The organism is Paenibacillus sp. Negev47 (assembly GCF_058313655.1).
Window position 1 is genome coordinate 3,619,968 of record NZ_CM177754.1, and the last position, 19,366, is coordinate 3,639,333.

Genomic DNA, 19,366 nt, shown 5'->3' on the forward strand with positions numbered 1-19,366 from the left:
CAGATTATAGGTTTTCACCTGACAAAGTATAGATCGAACTGTAGGAGGGTCTCTTTTCGAAAAAAAACGCTATTCTCCTCGTACGATTCGAAACCCTTGATCAGGACCAAAACCATTCGCATCAAATTTGCCACGGAATGAAATTTCATTGTTATTGACGCCGCCGATCCAGCCACCGCCTTTTACTACTCGCCAGGATTGTATGGTACTCTCCGAATCACTGTACCAGTCCCAGCACCACTCCCTCACGTTCCCAGACATATCATAGATTCCTAACTCATTAGGTTTCTGGGTACCAATCTTTTGGGTTTGATTACGATTACTCTCAATTGCGGGCCAGCTCCAGTCACCAGTCAGTATAGTGTCACCAGCATTTCTCCAGTACCAAGCAACTTCATCTGGATTATTACTTCCACTGTATGTGTAATCTAAGCTCTTTTGACCTCCGCTTGCAGCATATTCCCATTCTGCTTCTGTCGGTAAACGGTAGCCGTTAGCTTTTTCATTTATCGTTACATTCCATTTTATATTGTCGTTTTCATTGTGATTATTCGTGTCCTGGTTGTCTTTGTCTATATTGTAATAAGGTTTCAGGTTCTCTTTTATGCTCTTATGATTACAGTATTCCACTGCATCATACCAGCTCACCATTTCAACGGGCAGGTCATCTCCCTTGAAGCCAGACGGGTTTTCCCCCATGACCTCTATCCATTCTTGTTGAGTCACTTCGTATTTGCCAATATAGAACGAGTCCAGCGTTTCATTTCTCTCCAAATGACTAGATTTACTGCTATTGAAGGTGCCTCCCTCGACGAATACCAAATCATCGTCTAATCCAGACTTCCCCCCGGAACAAGCACTTAGACTAACAACTATGGCGATTAAAGTGAACCATACCAGCTTTCTCATTCAACGATTCTCCTTTGCTAAGCTTGAATCCCTCAACGTCGAGGACCGTCAGTCTGGTGAACAGCGGTCCTCAACGCTTCCGGAAAAATCTAATTCCAAATACAGGTACAGATGTTTAACTTACATTACAACACCTTACCAAACGGTCACGTTGGCGCTTCCGCTGCTTTGATACCCCTCTGTTGCCATCACCTGGTAGGACCAGTTGTTACCTAAGTACATCCCTTTGCTCGCCCAAGCATTCACATGATTGCTGAACGTGATAGTAGAATTGACGCCAGTCTGTCTCTTGGTCTGTCTAACACTCCAATACTGAGGGAAGGTCTGCGTACCATCAATGGAAGGCGCGTTGTATCTCATCGTTGTATAGATGTCGTATGTGCCACCATCACTAGTCATTGAGCCCTTGTACGTTCCGGTCGGACGATATGTGCCCCAGCTATCTACCACGTAGTATTCAATGAGAGCGCCTCTTGTCCAACCATAGAAGGTCAGATATCCGTTACCTGAAGGGGAGAATACACCTGCATTGTAATTGACCACTCGATTAGGTGTGCCGTATGTCCACCCTTTTCCGACAACAAAGTTCCCGGTATTCTGCCAGTTCACACTGTAATTCCCACCAGAACCGTTCACGGCGTTAACCGTTCCTCCGCCATCTGTCCAATTCTGCCAATAGTCCGTTGCGGCACTGGATGTTGCTGCGAAGACACCAAAACTCATGGAAGCTGCAAGAACAACGGTCAACCATTTTTTGCCCAATTTAAACATGGTAGAATACCTCCTGATATTTTAATAGATTTACTTGAAAAGCCGTTGCGAGAATAGATTCAGATCGTTTTTCCATACAGGCCAGTCATGTCCTCCACTTTCCTCATACCAAATGTGAGGCACACCGTGTTGCGTCAAATATTGATGAACTCCAAGACTGATGTTTATGAGATTGTCCTGATCCCCGCAAGAGAGCCATAACAGTGAGAGCCGTGATGACACTTCCGATGGATCGGGAACAAGCAGCTCAGGACTTCTGGTATTTGGAGCTGAGGAGAAAGCACCGATCCAGGCGAAGTGATCTACATTGGCCAATCCGAATGTAAGCCTTCAGAAGAGATCGGCTAATCATGTCGCGATATCCATGTGATCCAAAGTCAATATCAGGCTCGTTTGCCGACTCTGTTACTCCCACTGGATCGCGCGGTGCAGTGAGTCCCTTGTTTCCACCGGCATCTCCTGAATCGTGGAGCATACTACACTATCACCTCCTCCCTGCTAGATTCGGATAACCCTCGAACAACTTTTGAAGGATCACGGCTCTCATGTTCATTACTTCAAATGTGAGCCTTCTCTCAAAGTGTATATCTTACATAATTTTACAACAACCTGACAAAGTATAGGATTTCATTTACTATATCATTTCAATTTGGGTGAAATGTCACTTCTAATGGAACACCTATAATTTTTCATGTAAACGCTTTAATTTGTATAGTATGACGAATGATATAATGTATTGAACCGATTAACGAAGGAGGAGACCCATGAATATCACAGGTCGGGGCGCATCGGACACGGGTACATATACGAATCTGTTTCTGAAGCTAGGTTATGGTGAGAATGAGATTACGACTAGATTGGAAGAGACATGGAACGAGCTGTTTTATGGCGATAAAGATACGCGGATATATTACCCTATGGGTGAGGACAAAGGATATTTGCTGGACACCGGTAATCTGGATGTTCGCTCTGAAGGTATGTCTTATGGCATGATGATGGCTGTTCAAATGGATAAAAAAGAGGAATTTGATCGACTCTGGAACTTCTCCAAAACATACATGCAGCATACCACGGGCCGATATAAGGATTACTTCGCATGGCATTGCAAGCCTGATGGAACTCGCTTGTCACAAGGACCTGCGCCGGATGGCGAGGAGTTCTTTGCCATGGCCCTTATCTTTGCCTCCAATCGTTGGGGTGATGGAGCAGCGCCATATAATTATGCTGCACAAGCAAGAACCATACTTCATGCCTGTGTGCATCAAGGAGAACATGGCGAGGGTGATCCGATGTGGGACCCGGACACGAAACTGATCAAGTTTATACCGGAAACGCCGTTCAGCGATCCATCCTACCATCTCCCCCATTTTTATGAATTGTTTGCCAAATACGCTGATGAGAGTGACCAGCAGTTCTGGACAGAGGCTGCGGCAGCAAGTCGGGCTTATCTGCATACAGCATGTCATCCGGTAACCGGACTTTCACCCGAATATGCCAATTTTGACGGGACTCCTGCACCCATTCAGCCTCATGGTGATTTCAGACATTTCTATAGTGATGCATACCGAACCGCGGCAAATATTGCTCTGGACTGGGAGTGGTTCCGCAAGGATCGCTGGCAAGTGGAGCAGTCTAATCGCATTCAAGCCTTCTTCAGTGACATTGAAGTATCGGATTATCGACGATATACGATCGAGGGCGAGCCCTTCGATGAGCCATCCCTGCACCCTGTAGGTTTGCTCGCTACCAATGCGATGGCTTCACTCGCCGCGGACGGTCCTTATGCGAACCAGTATGTGCACCAGTTCTGGAACACACCTTTGCGACAAGGCGAACGCCGCTATTATGACAATTGTCTCTATTTCTTCAGTCTGTTAGCACTGAGTGGGCGCTACCGTATCTTTTGACATAAATGATATCCATATATAAAGGCGGACCCGACTCGCAGAATATGCGAAACGGGTCCGTTTTCTTTGGAGCAGATATAGACTTAACTTAGTTGTTGACTGCAATGAATTTCCATTGCTGATTCGTTGCATTCGTAAAAGCGTTCTGTTGCAATTTTGCACCATCTGCTGTAGATGAAGCTGCTACCTCAATAGCCTTGTTGCTGCTCACGTTGATAATGCTCCAATACCCATTGCCCAGATCGTTAACTTTGAAATGCTGTGCACTGGTATTGAGATTACTCATCAACTGAACCACTTCACCGTTGTTATTCGTACCATTACGAATGTCGATGACTTTGTCAGGTGAGTTTACACTGGTTAACGTGTAACTCCCACCAGCCAGCTGATTCAACACCCACTTTTGAGGATTGCCCCCCAAATCACTCCATTGCTGAAGCTGTAAATTGTTCTCATTTTGACCTCCAGGAACATCAATAACCTTGCCTGAATGTCTGGCTACGATCTTGTAGGTTGTTCCCGAGATCAATCCATTTGTTGGTGCGCCAACGTTCGGATAAGACTGTGCACGTTCATGGTACCAGTTGAAGAGGAACCGTCCCATCGCGCTCCGTGAAGCATCCCCGTCCCACTTCAGGCCTGCCGTAGGATCAGCAAAGGAGCTTCGTGGTCCTTCATCCAGAATAAAACCGTTCATATGTGCTGCAATGCTGACATTGCCTGATGCATTAAAAATGGTTTTGGTATTGTTACCAAAGCCTTCATTGCTACCGTTGAACAGATCCCAGTAAGCGGAATCGCCAGCTTTCTTTTTGAACCACGTTACTTCTGTAATATTGATTGGATATTTATCGGCCGCAGCCTTCACATTCGTATTCCACTGATCCTGAAGGATCGAAAAGTTGTCATATGCACCGTACCCTGGATACCAGTGAACGGCATAACCGTAGTTGTTCAGCGGATCTGTTAGTGGATGGCTTGCAGTCAGGCTGTAAAATTGGTTGTATCCAAGACCCGCAGCCCAGATGACATTATCTGCGCCTTGGCTGCGGATCGTTGAGATGATGGAATTCTGGAAATTGCGCAGGTCGTTCCAGTGATCAACGAAGTCATTCTCGCCGTTATAGCCGCCCCAATGCCCGTTGGCATATGATTTCACCGGCTCATTGATCAGCTCGAAGTGTACGTTATCCGCGCTTTTAATTTCCGGCCTTGCAGCGAGGTAACCCCAGATTTGATTGAATTTTTGCAGGTTGGCTGGCGTCGTAGCCTGGTCGTCCTTCAATGTAAAGTCAAGTCCAAGTGTCACATATACACCTTTGGTTTTGGCATATTGAATATAAGGGATGATCACGTTCTGCGTTACGGCTTGTACCCCGGCAAAATTGTAAGTTCCTGCCGCGACATCACCCATGTCCTCACGGTCAATGAACAGACGAATCTGATTCATATTCCAGCCATGGCTGCTTCCGTATTTTGGGCTGGTGCTTGTAAACGTATCGGTAATGTCTTTCAGATAAGCCAGTGTAGCTGCATGACGATTGTTTCCGTGAAGATTGAGATAATAGTTGCTGTTCTGGTATGTCCAGTACGCACCAGAAGGCTGATGCCAGCCGTTCAGAAGCACGGGCTGATTACTGCTGTTCACCAAGTGTTTACCATTGACATGAAGCTTGCCCATTGGCATACCTACCCATGCTTCAGCACGACCGCCTCCCCATGGAACTATGGTAATCAGTAATGCAAGAATCAGCATCATTTTGCATGACGTTATGATCTTCTTCAATATTATTCCTCCTGATATTGAATTGAGTTACAATCAACCTGTGAGTAGTGAACCGCAGACTCAACAGCTGTGGGTGCACGTTTCCGTAAGCCGTTCCAAACCAAGAACTGCATTCTCTCTTGCATGATGCCTCTCTCCTTTCCATAGAAATCAGGTCTTTACACCCGGTTGTATTATCCGACTATACCTGTGCGTTCTACGCTCTCCACGAAGTAACGCTGTACAAACAGATAAATGATGATCAGTGGCAGAATGGCAAGTAATATACCTGTGTCCTGAATCATGCTCAAGTAAAATGGATCAGCCTTGGAAGCTCCATCGCTGACTTGTTGGGCCAGATTATATGGGAGTGAAGACAACTGTGTGGACATTACTTTGCTCGATGTCAGATAGGTTGTCGTATAGAAACTGTCGTTCCACTGCCATACGAAGGAAAATAGCATGACGGTCACCATCGATGGAATGGCATTCGGCAACATAATTCGGGCAAAGGTTCGGCTAATCCCTGCACCATCAACATAAGCCGCCTCTTCCACTTCCTTGGGTATACCCCTGAAGAACTGGCGGAAGATGAAAATATATAATCCCGCCTTTAACGAATTGGCTGTAATCGCGGTCAGAATGAATGGCCAGTAGGTGTTCAGCAGATTCACCGGTTTGCCTGCAATCAGTGTTATGAGCCCCATGAGATCAAAACTTTTGAGGTTCAGGTATACCGGTATGAGAATCGTAGTTGGGGGAACCAAAATGGTTAGGATAACACCTGCGAACAACCAGTTGCTCCCCTTGAACTTCAGCCTGGCGAACCCGTATCCCGCTAGGGCACAAGAGATTGTGGTCAGAAGCGTCGTCGTTGCAGACAGTGCAAAGGTATTAAACAGCGTTGTCCAGTAATCCATAACATGAATGGCCTGCTTGAAATTGTCGATCGAGAAGTTCTGAGGAATCCATACCACTACCGCAGAATACAGGTCACCCTTATCCTTAATGGATGTCGAAACTTTCTGGAATATCGGAAACAGGATAACAAAGGAAAGGCCCGTTATCAGTATGAATCGCACGATGGACCACAACCAGCCTTTCCAGTGTTCCAACGATAATAATCGTGATGTCGTCACGCTGGACACCCTCCTTTCTAATCTTGGTAGAAGACACGTTTGGAGAAAATAATGGATACAATCACCAGAATGATGGCGATAGCCAAAAAGTAGACCCAGGCCATGGCGGAACTCAAACCGAAATCAAATTTGACAAATCCGGTATCCCGGATCAGTTCGGTCATGGCATTATTCGCAAAAGAATCGATGACCGTATAGATCATGTTGACGAAAATAAGCGGGCTGACCATCGGGAACGTAATTTTCCAGAAAGACTCGTACCCTGTCGCACCTTCCATCTTGGAAGCTTCGTACAGTTGAGGCGAGATGGTCTGAATGCCTGCCAGGAAGATTAAGATCTGTACCCCGGATTGACTGACAACCTGATAGATGCGATCAACAGCACTGCTTAAGTACGTTACAATCCACTCGCTGACCCCGGCATCGATCATCAGATTTTCCAGTTCAAATGTGCCGAGTGCACTTCCACCGGTGCTGTTCTGATTCACAGCATCAATTAGGCTGGTGCTTTCCAGTGACATGATAACCCCGGATGCCAGAATGACTGGCAGAAAAAAGATGGATCTCGCCACCGCACGGCCTCTAAACTGCTGGTTCAGAATAACGGCAAGGAACAGGCTGAATATGACGATCAGAGGCACGTTCACGATGACATTTGTAATAGATTCGATCAATGCCCTGTTGAAACTTGTGTTCACAGTAAGCGCCTGAATATAGTTGGCTACACCTGTGAATTGAATTGATATTCCTTCTGCATTGGCCTGAATCGAACTCAGACTGTATCGCAGGGAAGCCAGCAGTGGAACAAAGAAGAACAGCACGAACCCGACAAGCCAGGGAAGCACGTAGATGATACCCCACATGGCTTTCTGCTGAGCGTACGTACGACTTCCCCATTTCAATTTCAGGAGCGTTTTCAGAGCTGCTCACCACCTGTCACATAACTTTGGGCTTCCACGGTATGATTCTCAACTTGTGCGGGAGTGTCGTTGTAGTTAACGAGCACGAATCCGCCATTAGCTACGTTGTCCGAAATACACCTTCCGCCACTTGATCATGCGATATCATGGGGTGCCCGGCGAACGACTGGTTTACCTGATTGACCTCGGTATACATCTCCGCAGCAAGGTCAATCCACTGCTCGTAGTTCGCAGCGTAAAGGTTATCATAATCCGTTTCTTTCACGACATGATTCGGTGCGTTAAACCAGGTAAAGTAAGGGCTCGCTCCGTATTCAATCAGTTTCAAGACATATTGTCTTGCATTCGTATAAGTCGTGAGATTGTAGGGTGAACCGGTGTAACTGATACTACCGTGTACAACTAACTGGAAGAATGGAATCTCTTCATCCTCCAGCTTGAACCGGCTGCTAGTCATGGGTGCATCCGTCAAGGATGTCACATAGGGGAGTGCATAAGCATTGCCTCCCTCAGCGACAACGGATGTTGCCTGATGCTTGATAAGTTCAAGCGTACTGGTTATGTGCTGCACTGCCTCCGTCCGATCCATAAGCTTCTTCGGATTCATATCGCTGTTCAGCTGTTCTGCCAGATCCCGGAGAGACAGTCCATCTGTCTGGAATGGCTTGAGTTCCTTCAACATCTCTTCCGTGACCTCATCCAGTACGTTAGGAGACAGAACGTATGATGGTAATCGATCCCGGTCACGTCGTTGTCTTGCAGGGTCCATGGGATACAAAGCCGCCGGTTCCTGAGTTAGCGTCCGTGAAGCCTCTTTGGATGGTTTGAATCCTTTGCTCGAATGTACGTTCAGCACAGCGACATCCGGATAGAAAGCGATCCCTGCTTCACGAGCATAATCACTGAATTTCCCCATGCCTTTCTTCCCACCCAATGCCCCATCCACTTTAATGGAATCCGGGAGTCGATGTTTCAGTCCCCCGTTGAACCAACCCGCATAGAGGACCTGAATATTTGCTACCTGCTTCTCCTTGAGCGTAGACAGAATTTGCTGCGCTTCCTCAAAGGAAGTCAATGCCTGAGTGGAATCGTAAGGTATACCGAGCATATGTTTTTGGGTTGTCATTCCGCCGACCAGTTTGAGGTAAAAAGGAATATCTGCTTTCCCCTCACTCGCTTGCATTTCGGAAAGACCTCCCGTGCTGAGCAGATAATTCCGGTATAGACCAGCCAAGCCAGAGTAAGAAGCCTCTTCTGCGCCGACAAATGCGTAACGAACCACAAAATCAGATGAGGTCGGCTTCTTCTGGAATTTCGGAAGTGTTCGAACCATATCACTCGCCTGGAGAGTTACATCACTCTTGTTCATGACATAAAAGCTTGGATATACGTTGTTATAGCTGTTCAGTTTGCCGCTAATATCCGCATTCACAACAGCCGCTGCAGCGCCTTCCTCGATGATCCCCAGGAAAGCACCGCCCTCCCGAATCAGGCCAAATACCGGAAGCCTTGCTTTTGCTTCATTCGAGGTTGCCTCCCGCAGCTTCATCGTCATATCCGGTCCATAAATATCTTGCTGATAACCGGGGTACTGGAGCTTACCATTGTTAAAATGAATCAATGCTCCTGAACCATCAGGCACAAGCATGGAGCCCTCGTCGCTCGCACTTCCTGCCCCGAAGTAATCCAGTACGGATATCGTGTTGATTGGGTATTGTTCCGGGAAATGAATGCCGGATGCGGGGACACGTACTAGCAAGTCCTCTCCTTCCAGCTCATATTCCATCGTGATCATGAACAGCCTTGGACCACTTCTCTCTTGTTCAATCCCATGCTCTGCATGGTCCTGTGCAAGATCTTCCGAGGTGTAACCGGCTGTTTCAAAAGCTTTCAAAGCTCTGGATAACTGCAGACCCTGCATGGCTTTGTCGATTCGGACGTAGACACCTTCGTCCTTGTCCTCTGCATAACCAACCTTCAACGCTCGTTGTCCTGCTTTGTCGAGCTGGGACAAAAGCTTTTGTTCAAACCGTTCTTTACTTATTTTCACCGGCAGGTCTTCAATGGAACTCTCATTGTTCCCGAACTGATAATTCACTCGAACACCGTTTGGAAGAGTTTCATAACTCACCTGCTTATGCCCTACACTATCGGTGTACGAATTCACTGTACTGCTCTGCCCCAGATTGTTGAAGAAGCTGAGCTTGGTTTGCGATGACAGGAGGTCTTTATTAATCCCGGCAGCGATCCCATCCTGCTCGCGATTCTCCGGATTACTGCGCCATATCTGGCCACTATCCCTGTGTAGTACTGCAATCTCGGCCGTACCTTCATGGATGAACAACTGCAACGCTTCGTTTCGGGCGATCCCGATCATATCTGGAAGACGCTCATCTCTAAAGGAAGCTGTCAGTTTTTCTCCGGGAGGCAGGGTGGGAACTCCGGTCTGCTCCACAGCAGTAGCAGATACTTCGGTCGCTGGTGTGGAGGAGAACTGACAACCACTAATGAGCAGGCCGCTAATAAGCAACATTCCGGTTATTTTTTTAGCTACGGCATATTTCATTGCACATTCCTCCTTCCTTAGCCCCGAAGCACTAATTCCTGATAGATGGTAACTCCAAAGGACACGATCTGTTGCACCAGGCTGAAGAACAGCAGGCATAGAAATGCCATAAATGCCATGGCAACAAGTGTCAGCAGCATCGTGAGCACCGTTTTACCTGGTGAATACTGATGTACCGTCATATTTCCTACAAATAACAGATACAATGTCCAGCCAATGGCAAGAGCATTAAAAAAATAATAAAAGGCGGTTTCCTGCACAGAAATGACGAGACTCAGCCAGATCCATGGAAACTGAATAAGAAATAGCGGGACCAGCGCAAAGCATGTAGACATAAAAATTTCCGAGAACTTTCCTTCGCCGTCCATAAGCGTAGTTAACGACCAATTGGCTACACACCAGAACAACACGGGAATAATGACATACATGACTTCCAGCAGGCTGTTCAAGTGATTCGGATTGTTGAAATTAATCAGAAAACTGCTGTATTGGGCGTGAAGAATTTTGGTGACCACAAGCAGCCCCAGAATCATGCATGCAATGAACAGCGTGGTTCTCTGGTTCCGCTCATATTTCAGTTCCCAATACCCGTCAAACGGATGAAAAATGAGATGCAGCGGATATTGGTACAGTTGTTTACTTGACGCCTGCATTCGTTGTCCTCCTTTTCTGCCTGCAAACGATGATGACGGTTACAATTGTGGCTGCAATCAGAAAAATACCGGACATCATCCACGAGAAATGCTCACGCAACAGGTCTTTGCGGAACAAGAGAAATGCCTTGGAGTATCCTTCACGCTCCATGCTTCGCTTGAAGTATTGGGCAGATTCTGCGTATTCCTTCTGACGAAGCAACGCTTTGCCGATCCCCGCATAGGCATACTCCAGATTCGCATTCATGTCAGCAGCTTTGGAGAAAAGTACCGAGGCTTTATCTTCATTCCCATTGAAATAACTATGAACTGCCTCATGCAGCGTTCGACCATAATCTGTCGTCTGAAATACAGTGATCTCACCAAGCGCTTTGTCAAGTACCAGCATTCGGTCCCCCACACGCTCCAGCGCAACTGGCGTATTGAATTGACCGAGTCGATTTCCGATCCCGCCAAAGATGTGGAGTAAGTAACCATCACCGTTATACGTAAAAATCCGGCCCATCTTGGAGTCCAGGACGGAATACATATCGCTTTCTCCTACATCCACATCAATCAGACGAGAAGGCCCAAGCTCATTGCTGTACTTTAGATCCCCTTGGGGTGGTTGATACCCCTCTCTTCGAAGGATGTCTGTTCCTTGGGCATTCAGTTTCTTGATAGGCTCCTTGCCTCGGTCCCCGCTGGTTGCATAGATAAATCCCTCTTCATCCATGTCCAAATTAGTGAACTCTGTCGGGGTAAACATGACCATCTGACTCCGTTGCTGCCGGGTTGCAAATCGTTTCCAAAGGTACTCCACCGGGTCTACCTGAACCCTGTTTGCTCCTATGAATGAAGAGAATGTACCATCCGCATTGAATTCCATGAATCCATCAAAAACGCCTTCTGCCATGACGTAGATTCGTTCTCCTTTATCCATGACAATTCGCAGCGGTTTGAACTGAAAATCCGGTTTTAACAGATCTGATTGCGGTTGTTCCACAACCTTGACCAATTGACCTTGTTCATCCAGATGCACCACCCGGTGATTATCCGAATCAGCTATGAGCATATGTCCGTTATTCGTAACATACAGTCCCTGAGGATTTTTGAAATGATCCTTCTTGCCATCCCGCTCAAATGAATCAATCTCTCGAATCAGCTTCAGGTCACGATCCATCTCTACAATACGGCCATTGCCCGAATCCAGGACGAACACATGCTCATCGGCTGTCACATGCAGATCACTGGGCTCTTTGAATGCTCCGATCTTTAGCTTGGTGCCTGTAATCATTCCCGTCGCTTCGTATGCCGCTGGAGAGGGAACGGTTTCTCCCCAATAGGAGTAATGATACGCGTCTGCTGAACCATCCGCGTTCGCGGGTGCTGCGTCTGTACCTGAGAACAGGAGGCAGACGATGCCCATGGTGATCCATCCGCATTTTTTCCATGTGCTTTTTCGCACTTTGCTGCCTCCCTTCTACTCTTTCATGCCTGAAGTAGCCATTGTCTGTATGACACTGCTCTGAGAGATAATGAACAGGGTAATCGGTACAATCATGAGTAGTAAAGCTACCGCAGCACCAACCCCTGCCCGAGCAATCCCCCCTTGAATAATCTGGCTGAGTGCGTAATGCAAGGTCTTGAGATTTTCGCTATAAATGAAACTGCCGCCATCTGTTCCCCAAAGAGCGGGAAACTGCAATATCATGAGCGTAAGCCAGGCTGGTTTAACATTGGGCATCACGATGCTCCAAAATATTCGGTATTCGTTAGCCCCATCGATCTTTGCAGCCTCCAGCAATGCATCTGGAATCTGTTCCATGAACTGTTTCATCAAGAACAGTCCCAGTGAAAATGCAAGCGATGGCACAATAATGGAAGCATGTGTGTTGATCCATCCCAGCCAGGACATGACCATATAGTTGGGAATCGCGGTCACATGCGGTGAGAACATGAGTGATAGTATGACGATGGTGAACAACACTTTTGAACCAGGAAAGCGATACTTTGCCAGTGGATACGCTGCTGCAGAAGCAAGAAGGATATGCCCCGCCGTGCCCACAAGCGTGATAAGCAATGTATTTGCTATATATCGAGATAACGGCACCCATGAGTTGCCCATAAGGTTAATCAGATCCGAGAAGTTTTCCGTGGTTGGATTGTTCACCCAGAAGCGCGGTGGGAATATGAACAACTCATCCAGCGGTTTGAACGCATTGTTCACGGCGTAGATAAGCGGCAACACCATGAATGATCCGAACAGGGCCAGCAGTGCAAATAGCATCAGACTGACGGTAAAGGACCGATTGAGTTTTCTCGACATGCCAAAGACGGCCCGTACCTTGCTGGTCATTGTCATTCACCTATCTTTCTCAGCATTTTTTGCGTCAAAACGTTCGTTCCGAGCATGAGCGCAAACAAGACGGTTGCAATCGCCGAGGCATATCCCATCTCGAATCGAATCGTGCCAAAGTCCATTAGATGGGTTACAACCGTATGCGCTGCATAGTTAACACTTGGGAACCCCGCCAATGCGATCGAGATTTCGGCAACGGCAAACGATGCTGTAATCTGCATTACCGCACCAAACATCAGCTGTGGTCTCATGGAAGGCAGTGTAATATACCAGAGCTCCTGCCATCTATTTTTGATTCCATCCACGGTACCCGCTTCGACCAAAGAACGGTCAATGGTCTGTAGACCCGCAATGAAAGCAAGAAAGCTCGTGCCCAGACTAAGCCAAAGTTGAACAAGGATCACAATCGCCAGTACATATTTCTCGTTAGCCAACCATTGAATAGGCTCCAAAATGACACCGAGACGCATCAGAAAGCCGTTCATATATCCATAGCTGTCACCCGAGAAAATGATAAGCCAGATAAAGAAAACGTTGCCTGATATGGATGGAGCGTAGAATACAAGCGTCATGATCGCTCGGATTTTGGGAGACAGCTCATTGATGATCCAGGCAAACAAAAAGCAGGCAACATAACTGAGAGGCCCCGTGATCACGGCAAAGAGCAATGTGTTTTTTAATGCAATCAGAAATACGTCGTCGTTCAGAAAAAGCCGTGAATAATTCTGCCAACCAATGAAACGAGGCAGTTCCAGCATATTGAAGTGGAAAAAGCTTAGTCCAAGTGAGATGGCGACCGGTACTACAGTGAACATGAAGAAGATCAGCATAAACGGTGCCATTAATACGTAATAGTGCCTGCTCAGGTATAGATCCCTTTTTAACAGGGACCACCAGCTGACCTGCCGCGCATGGATGGCAGGAGCGGCGGATGTCTTGGCTGTTTTGGGCTGCAACCGTTACCCTCCCTTTCCTCTATTTCAGATTAAATTCTTTGCGTTTCAATTCAATTTCATCATCAATGTACAACACGTAGTCTGACAGGGCTTCACGCGGATTTTCGTTTGCGTTAACCACCTTACGGAAGGCATTGTCGAGATGACGACCTGTAAAGTACCCTCCAGGGATCTGTGGAATGCCTTGCACCCACTGCCATTGTTTCTCCAGATTCTGATAATCCTTCACCGGCCAAGGCAATTGCTCCAATGCCTCCATATTGGCTGTAGGATATCGAGCGGCAGCTCCCATGAGCCCTTCCATCTCCCTTCCGAATTCAACCTGGGTCTGCTTGCTAGTCCACCATTTCATAAATTTCCAAGAAGCCTCTTTGTTCTTGGCATTCTCCAGCATCATGACCGCGCTCGTCGCGCTTGCAACTTCATGTCTCACGGAGCCGTCCTGAAGCTCGGTTCCCGGAACAATTGTAAAGTCCCACAGGTTGCGAATTTCAGGTGCCATAACCGTCAACATGTTATATGTCGTGTAATCGGCAATACCAATGGGCATTTCTCCTGTACGAAATCGGTTTGGAAAATCGGCTTTGAGTGGAAATTTGTAATTGGTGTAAAATTGAGTCCACCGTTTGAATGCTTCCATTGAAATTTCCGAATCCAGCGAGCTTTTTTGCTGGTCATCCGAATAGAATTTTCCGTCATTCTGGTACAGCAGCATTGCGTATGTTGCATTCGGAACCATATTGGCATTGTTCAGCGTATCTTCAATCGGCAGATAGAACTCCATATTGTGCTTTTGCAGCACTGCTATGGCATTATAGACGTCCTGCCACGTTTTGGGTGGCTCCAGACCAAGCTCACTTAAGATGTCTTTGCGGTAAAACAACATGGGAAAATGCTGCTGCTCTGGCAATGCATAGACTCCATCGTTGTATCGATATGGCGTCAAACCGCTTTCACGGAATCTGCCCGAAATTTCTTCAAAATCCGGGAACTTGCTCAGATCAGCTGCGGCATTCCTCATCGCGTAATTGACCGGTATATCTTCACCCATCTGCATGGCAACGTCCGGTCCTTCCCCTGCCAGCGTAGCAGGCAACAAAATATTCGGTGGAACGAGACGCAACTGTACCGAAACATTTGTATCCGGGGTGAAGGATTCATCAATCAGTCCTTTTAGAACCTGCGCTTGGTCTCGCCCGGTCGTAATCCATACCGTGATGGAATCCTTTAGCTTTTCGGTGTTACCAATGCTGTCATAATCTTCGGTATAGGAAGCAACATATGCACCTAACTCATGCTTAACTTGCTGTAGCATCGTGGCTTCAGCTTTTGGCAGATGCTGATCAGGTGAGGAGGCCAGCAGATAATCAACTGCAATGGGCTGTTCACGAACAGATAGAATCCAGGTTCCCAGACCACCTACGTTAATTTTGAACGTATCCAGTCGTTTAGGTACGGTCTCTGGTCGTGCTGCCATATCCTCAAGTTGCACGACCATCGCATGAAGTACGGCTACCTTATCACTTTGCTCACCTGTAGCCTTCTCAAGATAATCTGCTACGGAGCGAAGAATATCCGCTTGTTCTTCAAACATTTCCGTCATCTCGGGAATACGACGTTCCAGTTGATAATCCCTTAGCGGATCTGGCTTGTTAGAGGTGATCATCAAAATTTTGCGGTACATCTCATTCAGATCCAGCACGCTGGATTCCACGGTTCTGAGCAATGGTGCGATATCCCCAAGGGTCACCGTCATTCGTATACGATGAGTTCCTTTTTTCAAATGGAACAGGTAGGGCTCATCTCCCCCCAATACCCGTGTCTCCCAATCCGGGCTATAGTTAAAGCGGATGCGCTTCATTTCTTTGAATGGAGATTTGCCATCAATCGTTAAGCTACGGGTGGCGTAGACTCCGCGAAGTTGATCCTGTTTGGCTTTTAGTGCAATTTGATACAATCCATCCTCCGGGGCATCGACTTCCCATTCAATCCATTCACCAGGCAGCTTCCAATTAAGGCCTCCAATGGCATTCATACGAATTTTGGATACATCGTAGGGTTCGAGTGAAGGGCTGGACCGATCTGAGATCGGTGCAAGTGTAGGTGAGGATTTGCTTACGGCATGTTCTCCCTGAATCTTCAAGATGGTTGAGGGAGCAGCATTCAAACCAAGCGATTCATAAGTCGTCTCCAATTCTGCGTAGGACGGAATGTTCTCTTCCTTGTACAACTCGATATAGTCGATCGCCATGCTTTCTCTCAGAGAGGTGAGTGATAACTTCTGGTTGCCTTTCTCGAAAAAAAACTGAAACGGCTCCTCGAAGTAACCCGCGCTATCCTTAAAGGAAGCTAGCTGCCAATCGGGCTGTTCCACTTGTCTTGGTCTCAGATCGTTGCCACGATCGTCCCTGCGAACGTTATCTTCACGATTGCCCCATACCCTGTCTAATAAAAGAACGTCAGCTCCCCTAAAGGGAACCTCTCCGTTGATTTCCAACTTTCGCTCAATACCAGAGCTTTTGCCTGCTACGGGATAATAGTGAATGCGAACCTGATACAGTCCACTGACCTGAACTGGAACATCCCAACCGATCATTCCGGCTTCTGGCGTTATGACCGCACTTCCGTCTAATCCGGCGTATCCATCAATCACTTCGAATCCTTCACCTTCCGTATGGACAAAAGACTCTCCCTCAATGCGCACGATTTGATCCGGCTTGGCTGTATTGGTGTGAGTAGAGATGTAGTGTTCATAGCTGCGTGAATCTCCCGTATTCGCTATAGCTTCAAAATCCTCAAGTGCGTGTACCATTGACGGACCACGATCTCGTGATGGATATATGGTCCAAATGGAGAGGACTAAGGCCAAGATGAGCACCAGGATAAGCCCCTTTTTCTTCCGTGACCGCATGTTCGAATGTATCCCCTTTCCGTTTAAGCATTGAGACAACTGCATTTATGCGTATAACTAACCCGGACAGACCGCATATGGTGGATGCGTTCTGCCCGTGATCCTTAAATTTTCGTTTATTTGTATACCTCGTCAATCGCTGCCTGGAAAGGTGCCTTGTATTTCTCGATCAGTGTTGACACCGAAACACCTTCTTTGAGTTCACCGTCAAAATCCCAGAATGGCAATGAAGGGAATGTATTGTGATCAAGAACCAACATGCCCTCAGCAACGGTTCGAGCATTGTTGATGTCAGCTTCCTCGGTCAGATGTGTCTCCAGTGTAGATTGTTCAGGGTAATCATAGATCGAATCGATCTCATTGATTTTCTCCCAGATATACATCAGTTGTTCCGGATTCTCTACAGCTTTTGGGATCGTTATAGCCTGGTAGCGCGATTCCCCGGAATGATAGGCCGAAGCACTCGGTCCTTTCGGGAATGGCACGAAGCCGATTTCGTAATCCTTCATATCCGTCTTGATCCCTTCAATCTCATACATGGCGCCGGAATACATCAAGGTATTGCCTTGACGGAAAAAGGTTGCTGGCTCCGTCCAGTCTCCCCCTTCTGAAGCTCTGCCCACTTTTTCCGTAGCCAATTTGGAGAGGAAATTCAGTGCCTCTTTGGTTTTCGGATCTTCCAGGTTCTGCTTATCTTCTTTCGTTAGAGATGCCTCATTGGAGTACAGAATGGGTTCGAGAAGTCCCGTCTGAGCTAATCCCCATGTATCAAGTTTTCCATCATTATTCCGGTCCTTATTGGCCTGTTTGGCAACTGTGAGGAACGTATCCCAGTTCCACTCATCTGCATCGACATAATCTTGAAGTGGCTTCAAGCCCAGTTCTTGCATCAGTGTACGATTGTAAAAAATACCGTTAATGAAAGAGGATTTATCCTCGGTAAATCCATAGCCTTTTCCTTCATATTGCATATATTCTTTCGTGGTTTTCTGATTGAACACTTGGTCGTTCTTCGTATATTCATCAACTGGCCATAACAGATCTTGCTTGGTCAGTGCCGGAATGGCATAGTTTTTACCCAGTCGTACGAAGTCACCCAGCGGTTCGCCCGCCATCAGGGATGCCACGACTTTTTCTTGATATTCGCCAAAATCGATCGAAACATATTCGATTTCGAAGTTATGCTTTTTCTTCAGCGCTTCCAGATTCTCGATGCGTTGAATGTTGTCCGGATTGTTATCTGTTATTTCCATATCCCACCAAGCGACTACTTTGATTGTTCTGCCTCCCATATCAAAGTCCATCTCCGGTGTGGATGTTTCGTTCTTCGGTTCGGTTTCATTAGTCGTCTGTTCCTCTTGTGGCACCTTGGTCTCCGGTTCGGGCTGAGCTGTCGGTGCTGAATTGCAAGCGGTGATGAACAACATTACGGATAAAACCAAACTGAGTAGCATGAACGTTTTTTTTCTCATCGTCTTCCCCCCTGATTGTCGTTTGCTCTCAAAGTGTAGCTTCCAAATGAAAGCGCCATCAACCCGCCGGAATACAGGTGTTTACCCTGACTAATTATAGATTTTTGCGTAATTTAACAAGCTGGGTACATTCTAGGTTCCAATTGGTAAAGAAATGGACTCTCTGCAAAAATATGCACATTGTATGCGTTTTCTTTTATTACCATAATGAAACTAAGCCATATTTCGGTTGATCTATTGGATTACAATTCAGGAGAAGGTGAGGTATTGCTTCATGTATGATATTTTACTTGTGGATTTCAGCCGTCGTTTGTGCGGAGAGTTGCAACAGTTGTTGCTACGTAGCAAAGCTCAATATACTATCGCTAATTGTGTGTTCTCATCGTCCGAAGCTTTGACCGCATTGTCTGAACGAGACTTTTCCCTTGTTATGGTACATACAGAGAGGTTCGATACCGCGGGTCTATGGTTATGCAACGATATTCGGAAAAAAAGTCAGATTCCCATCCTCTTGATGGGCGGAAGAGATCACTTCAGGCTCGTGCGTAAAGCTTTGACTTATCAAGTGAATGATTATCTTCCGCATCCTGTAAGCGCCTCTTCGTTACTTAACAGTCTGCATAGCCTTCGATCCCAGCTTGAAACGGACCCGGCACACAAAACGTCGTTTTTTTTCAAAACACCCGTTCAAATGAATGGTAAGCCTCTGCATTCCAGTCATGTTATTCGCATCGTCAAGGCCTATGTACGTGATCATCTGAGTGATGAAATTACGCTGAAGAAAATCTCAGACATGCTCCACTTTAATTGTGCGTACCTTGGTCAGAAGTTCAAACTGGAAGAGAAAATGTCTTTTAACGATTACATGCTTCAACAACGTATGGAAAAGGCTCAGCAACTGCTGTCTTCCACGAATCTGCGCATATATGAGGTTGCTATTGAGGTAGGTTATAAGGATATTGACTGGTTCTATAAAAAATTCAAAGCTTATGCCGGCTCCAGCCCGAATGCATATCGAAGACAAAAAATGAACAGCGCCTAGGGACGGATCATCTT

Annotated in this window: 15 protein-coding genes; 2 read left to right on the top strand and 13 right to left on the bottom strand. The window is 46.7% G+C overall.

The window, feature by feature from the left end; all coding sequences use genetic code 11:
* Positions 1-69: 69 nt before the first annotated feature.
* The 3 genes from AC4G47_RS16185 to AC4G47_RS16195 form a co-directional block, all read right to left on the bottom strand.
* Complete coding sequence (locus AC4G47_RS16185) at positions 70-909, bottom strand: formylglycine-generating enzyme family protein (RefSeq protein ID WP_491101810.1); 840 nt, start codon at positions 907-909, stop codon at positions 70-72.
* Positions 910-1,044: 135 nt separating this feature from the next.
* On the bottom strand, positions 1,045-1,680 hold the full coding sequence (locus tag AC4G47_RS16190) for a glycoside hydrolase family 11 protein (RefSeq protein ID WP_491101811.1): 636 nt from the start codon (positions 1,678-1,680) through the stop codon (positions 1,045-1,047).
* Between the two features lie 247 nt (positions 1,681-1,927).
* Positions 1,928-2,155, bottom strand: a complete 228-nt coding sequence (locus AC4G47_RS16195; protein ID WP_491101812.1) for a hypothetical protein — start codon at positions 2,153-2,155, stop codon at positions 1,928-1,930.
* A 289-nt stretch (positions 2,156-2,444) separates the two neighbouring features.
* Here AC4G47_RS16195 and AC4G47_RS16200 point away from each other — a divergent pair, with 289 nt between their 5' ends.
* Positions 2,445-3,587, top strand: coding sequence for a family 8 glycosyl hydrolase (locus tag AC4G47_RS16200; RefSeq protein ID WP_491101813.1), 1,143 nt, complete (start codon positions 2,445-2,447; stop codon positions 3,585-3,587).
* An 88-nt stretch (positions 3,588-3,675) separates the two neighbouring features.
* On the opposite strand, the gene AC4G47_RS16205 is transcribed toward AC4G47_RS16200, so the two are convergent.
* From AC4G47_RS16205 to AC4G47_RS16250, 10 genes are all read right to left on the bottom strand, one after another.
* Complete coding sequence (locus AC4G47_RS16205; protein ID WP_491101814.1) at positions 3,676-5,373, bottom strand: RICIN domain-containing protein; 1,698 nt, start codon at positions 5,371-5,373, stop codon at positions 3,676-3,678.
* Between the two features lie 173 nt (positions 5,374-5,546).
* The gene (locus AC4G47_RS16210; RefSeq protein ID WP_491101815.1) at positions 5,547-6,491 is read right to left on the bottom strand and encodes a carbohydrate ABC transporter permease; all 945 of its coding nucleotides are present in this window, start codon (positions 6,489-6,491) and stop codon (positions 5,547-5,549) included.
* Between the two features lie 17 nt (positions 6,492-6,508).
* Positions 6,509-7,354 (bottom strand): carbohydrate ABC transporter permease, encoded by an 846-nt coding sequence (locus AC4G47_RS16215; RefSeq protein WP_491101816.1) that lies wholly within the window; start codon positions 7,352-7,354, stop codon positions 6,509-6,511.
* 157 nt (positions 7,355-7,511) lie between these two features.
* Positions 7,512-9,977 (bottom strand): DUF5696 domain-containing protein, encoded by a 2,466-nt coding sequence (locus tag AC4G47_RS16220; protein ID WP_491101817.1) that lies wholly within the window; start codon positions 9,975-9,977, stop codon positions 7,512-7,514.
* 17 nt (positions 9,978-9,994) lie between these two features.
* Positions 9,995-10,630, bottom strand: a complete 636-nt coding sequence (locus tag AC4G47_RS16225) for a Yip1 family protein (RefSeq protein WP_491101818.1) — start codon at positions 10,628-10,630, stop codon at positions 9,995-9,997.
* Positions 10,614-12,077 (bottom strand): hypothetical protein, encoded by a 1,464-nt coding sequence (locus AC4G47_RS16230; protein ID WP_491101819.1) that lies wholly within the window; start codon positions 12,075-12,077, stop codon positions 10,614-10,616. The genes AC4G47_RS16225 and AC4G47_RS16230 overlap by 17 nt, the downstream gene beginning before the upstream one ends.
* Before the next feature lie 15 nt (positions 12,078-12,092).
* Positions 12,093-12,968 carry a carbohydrate ABC transporter permease gene (locus AC4G47_RS16235; protein WP_105409724.1) on the bottom strand — a complete coding sequence of 292 codons (876 nt, stop codon included), beginning with the start codon at positions 12,966-12,968 and terminating at the stop codon, positions 12,093-12,095.
* 2 nt (positions 12,969-12,970) lie between these two features.
* On the bottom strand, positions 12,971-13,888 hold the full coding sequence (locus AC4G47_RS16240; protein WP_458127238.1) for a carbohydrate ABC transporter permease: 918 nt from the start codon (positions 13,886-13,888) through the stop codon (positions 12,971-12,973).
* Between the two features lie 58 nt (positions 13,889-13,946).
* Positions 13,947-16,838, bottom strand: a complete 2,892-nt coding sequence (locus AC4G47_RS16245; protein WP_491101820.1) for an extracellular solute-binding protein — start codon at positions 16,836-16,838, stop codon at positions 13,947-13,949.
* 116 nt (positions 16,839-16,954) lie between these two features.
* A complete protein-coding gene (locus AC4G47_RS16250; RefSeq protein WP_491101821.1) occupies positions 16,955-18,310 on the bottom strand; it encodes an extracellular solute-binding protein in 1,356 nt (451 codons plus the stop codon).
* A 274-nt stretch (positions 18,311-18,584) separates the two neighbouring features.
* Here AC4G47_RS16250 and AC4G47_RS16255 point away from each other — a divergent pair, with 274 nt between their 5' ends.
* A complete protein-coding gene (locus AC4G47_RS16255) occupies positions 18,585-19,352 on the top strand; it encodes a response regulator transcription factor (protein WP_458126879.1) in 768 nt (255 codons plus the stop codon).
* Positions 19,353-19,366: the final 14 nt, after the last annotated feature.

What these genes read in the sequence shown, in the direction of transcription:
- AC4G47_RS16185 (WP_491101810.1), bottom strand. Translation starts at nt 909, where the DNA reads ATGAGAAAGCTGGTATGGTTCACTTTAATCGCCATAGTTGTTAGTCTA.
- AC4G47_RS16190 (WP_491101811.1), bottom strand. Translation starts at nt 1,680, where the DNA reads ATGTTTAAATTGGGCAAAAAATGGTTGACCGTTGTTCTTGCAGCTTCC.
- AC4G47_RS16195 (WP_491101812.1), bottom strand. Translation starts at nt 2,155, where the DNA reads ATGCTCCACGATTCAGGAGATGCCGGTGGAAACAAGGGACTCACTGCA.
- AC4G47_RS16200 (WP_491101813.1), top strand. Translation starts at nt 2,445, where the DNA reads ATGAATATCACAGGTCGGGGCGCATCGGACACGGGTACATATACGAAT.
- AC4G47_RS16215 (WP_491101816.1), bottom strand. Translation starts at nt 7,354, where the DNA reads ATGTGGGGTATCATCTACGTGCTTCCCTGGCTTGTCGGGTTCGTGCTG.
- AC4G47_RS16220 (WP_491101817.1), bottom strand. Translation starts at nt 9,977, where the DNA reads ATGAAATATGCCGTAGCTAAAAAAATAACCGGAATGTTGCTTATTAGC.
- AC4G47_RS16225 (WP_491101818.1), bottom strand. Translation starts at nt 10,630, where the DNA reads ATGCAGGCGTCAAGTAAACAACTGTACCAATATCCGCTGCATCTCATT.
- AC4G47_RS16235 (WP_105409724.1), bottom strand. Translation starts at nt 12,968, where the DNA reads ATGACCAGCAAGGTACGGGCCGTCTTTGGCATGTCGAGAAAACTCAAT.
- AC4G47_RS16245 (WP_491101820.1), bottom strand. Translation starts at nt 16,838, where the DNA reads ATGCGGTCACGGAAGAAAAAGGGGCTTATCCTGGTGCTCATCTTGGCC.
- AC4G47_RS16250 (WP_491101821.1), bottom strand. Translation starts at nt 18,310, where the DNA reads ATGAGAAAAAAAACGTTCATGCTACTCAGTTTGGTTTTATCCGTAATG.
- AC4G47_RS16255 (WP_458126879.1), top strand. Translation starts at nt 18,585, where the DNA reads ATGTATGATATTTTACTTGTGGATTTCAGCCGTCGTTTGTGCGGAGAG.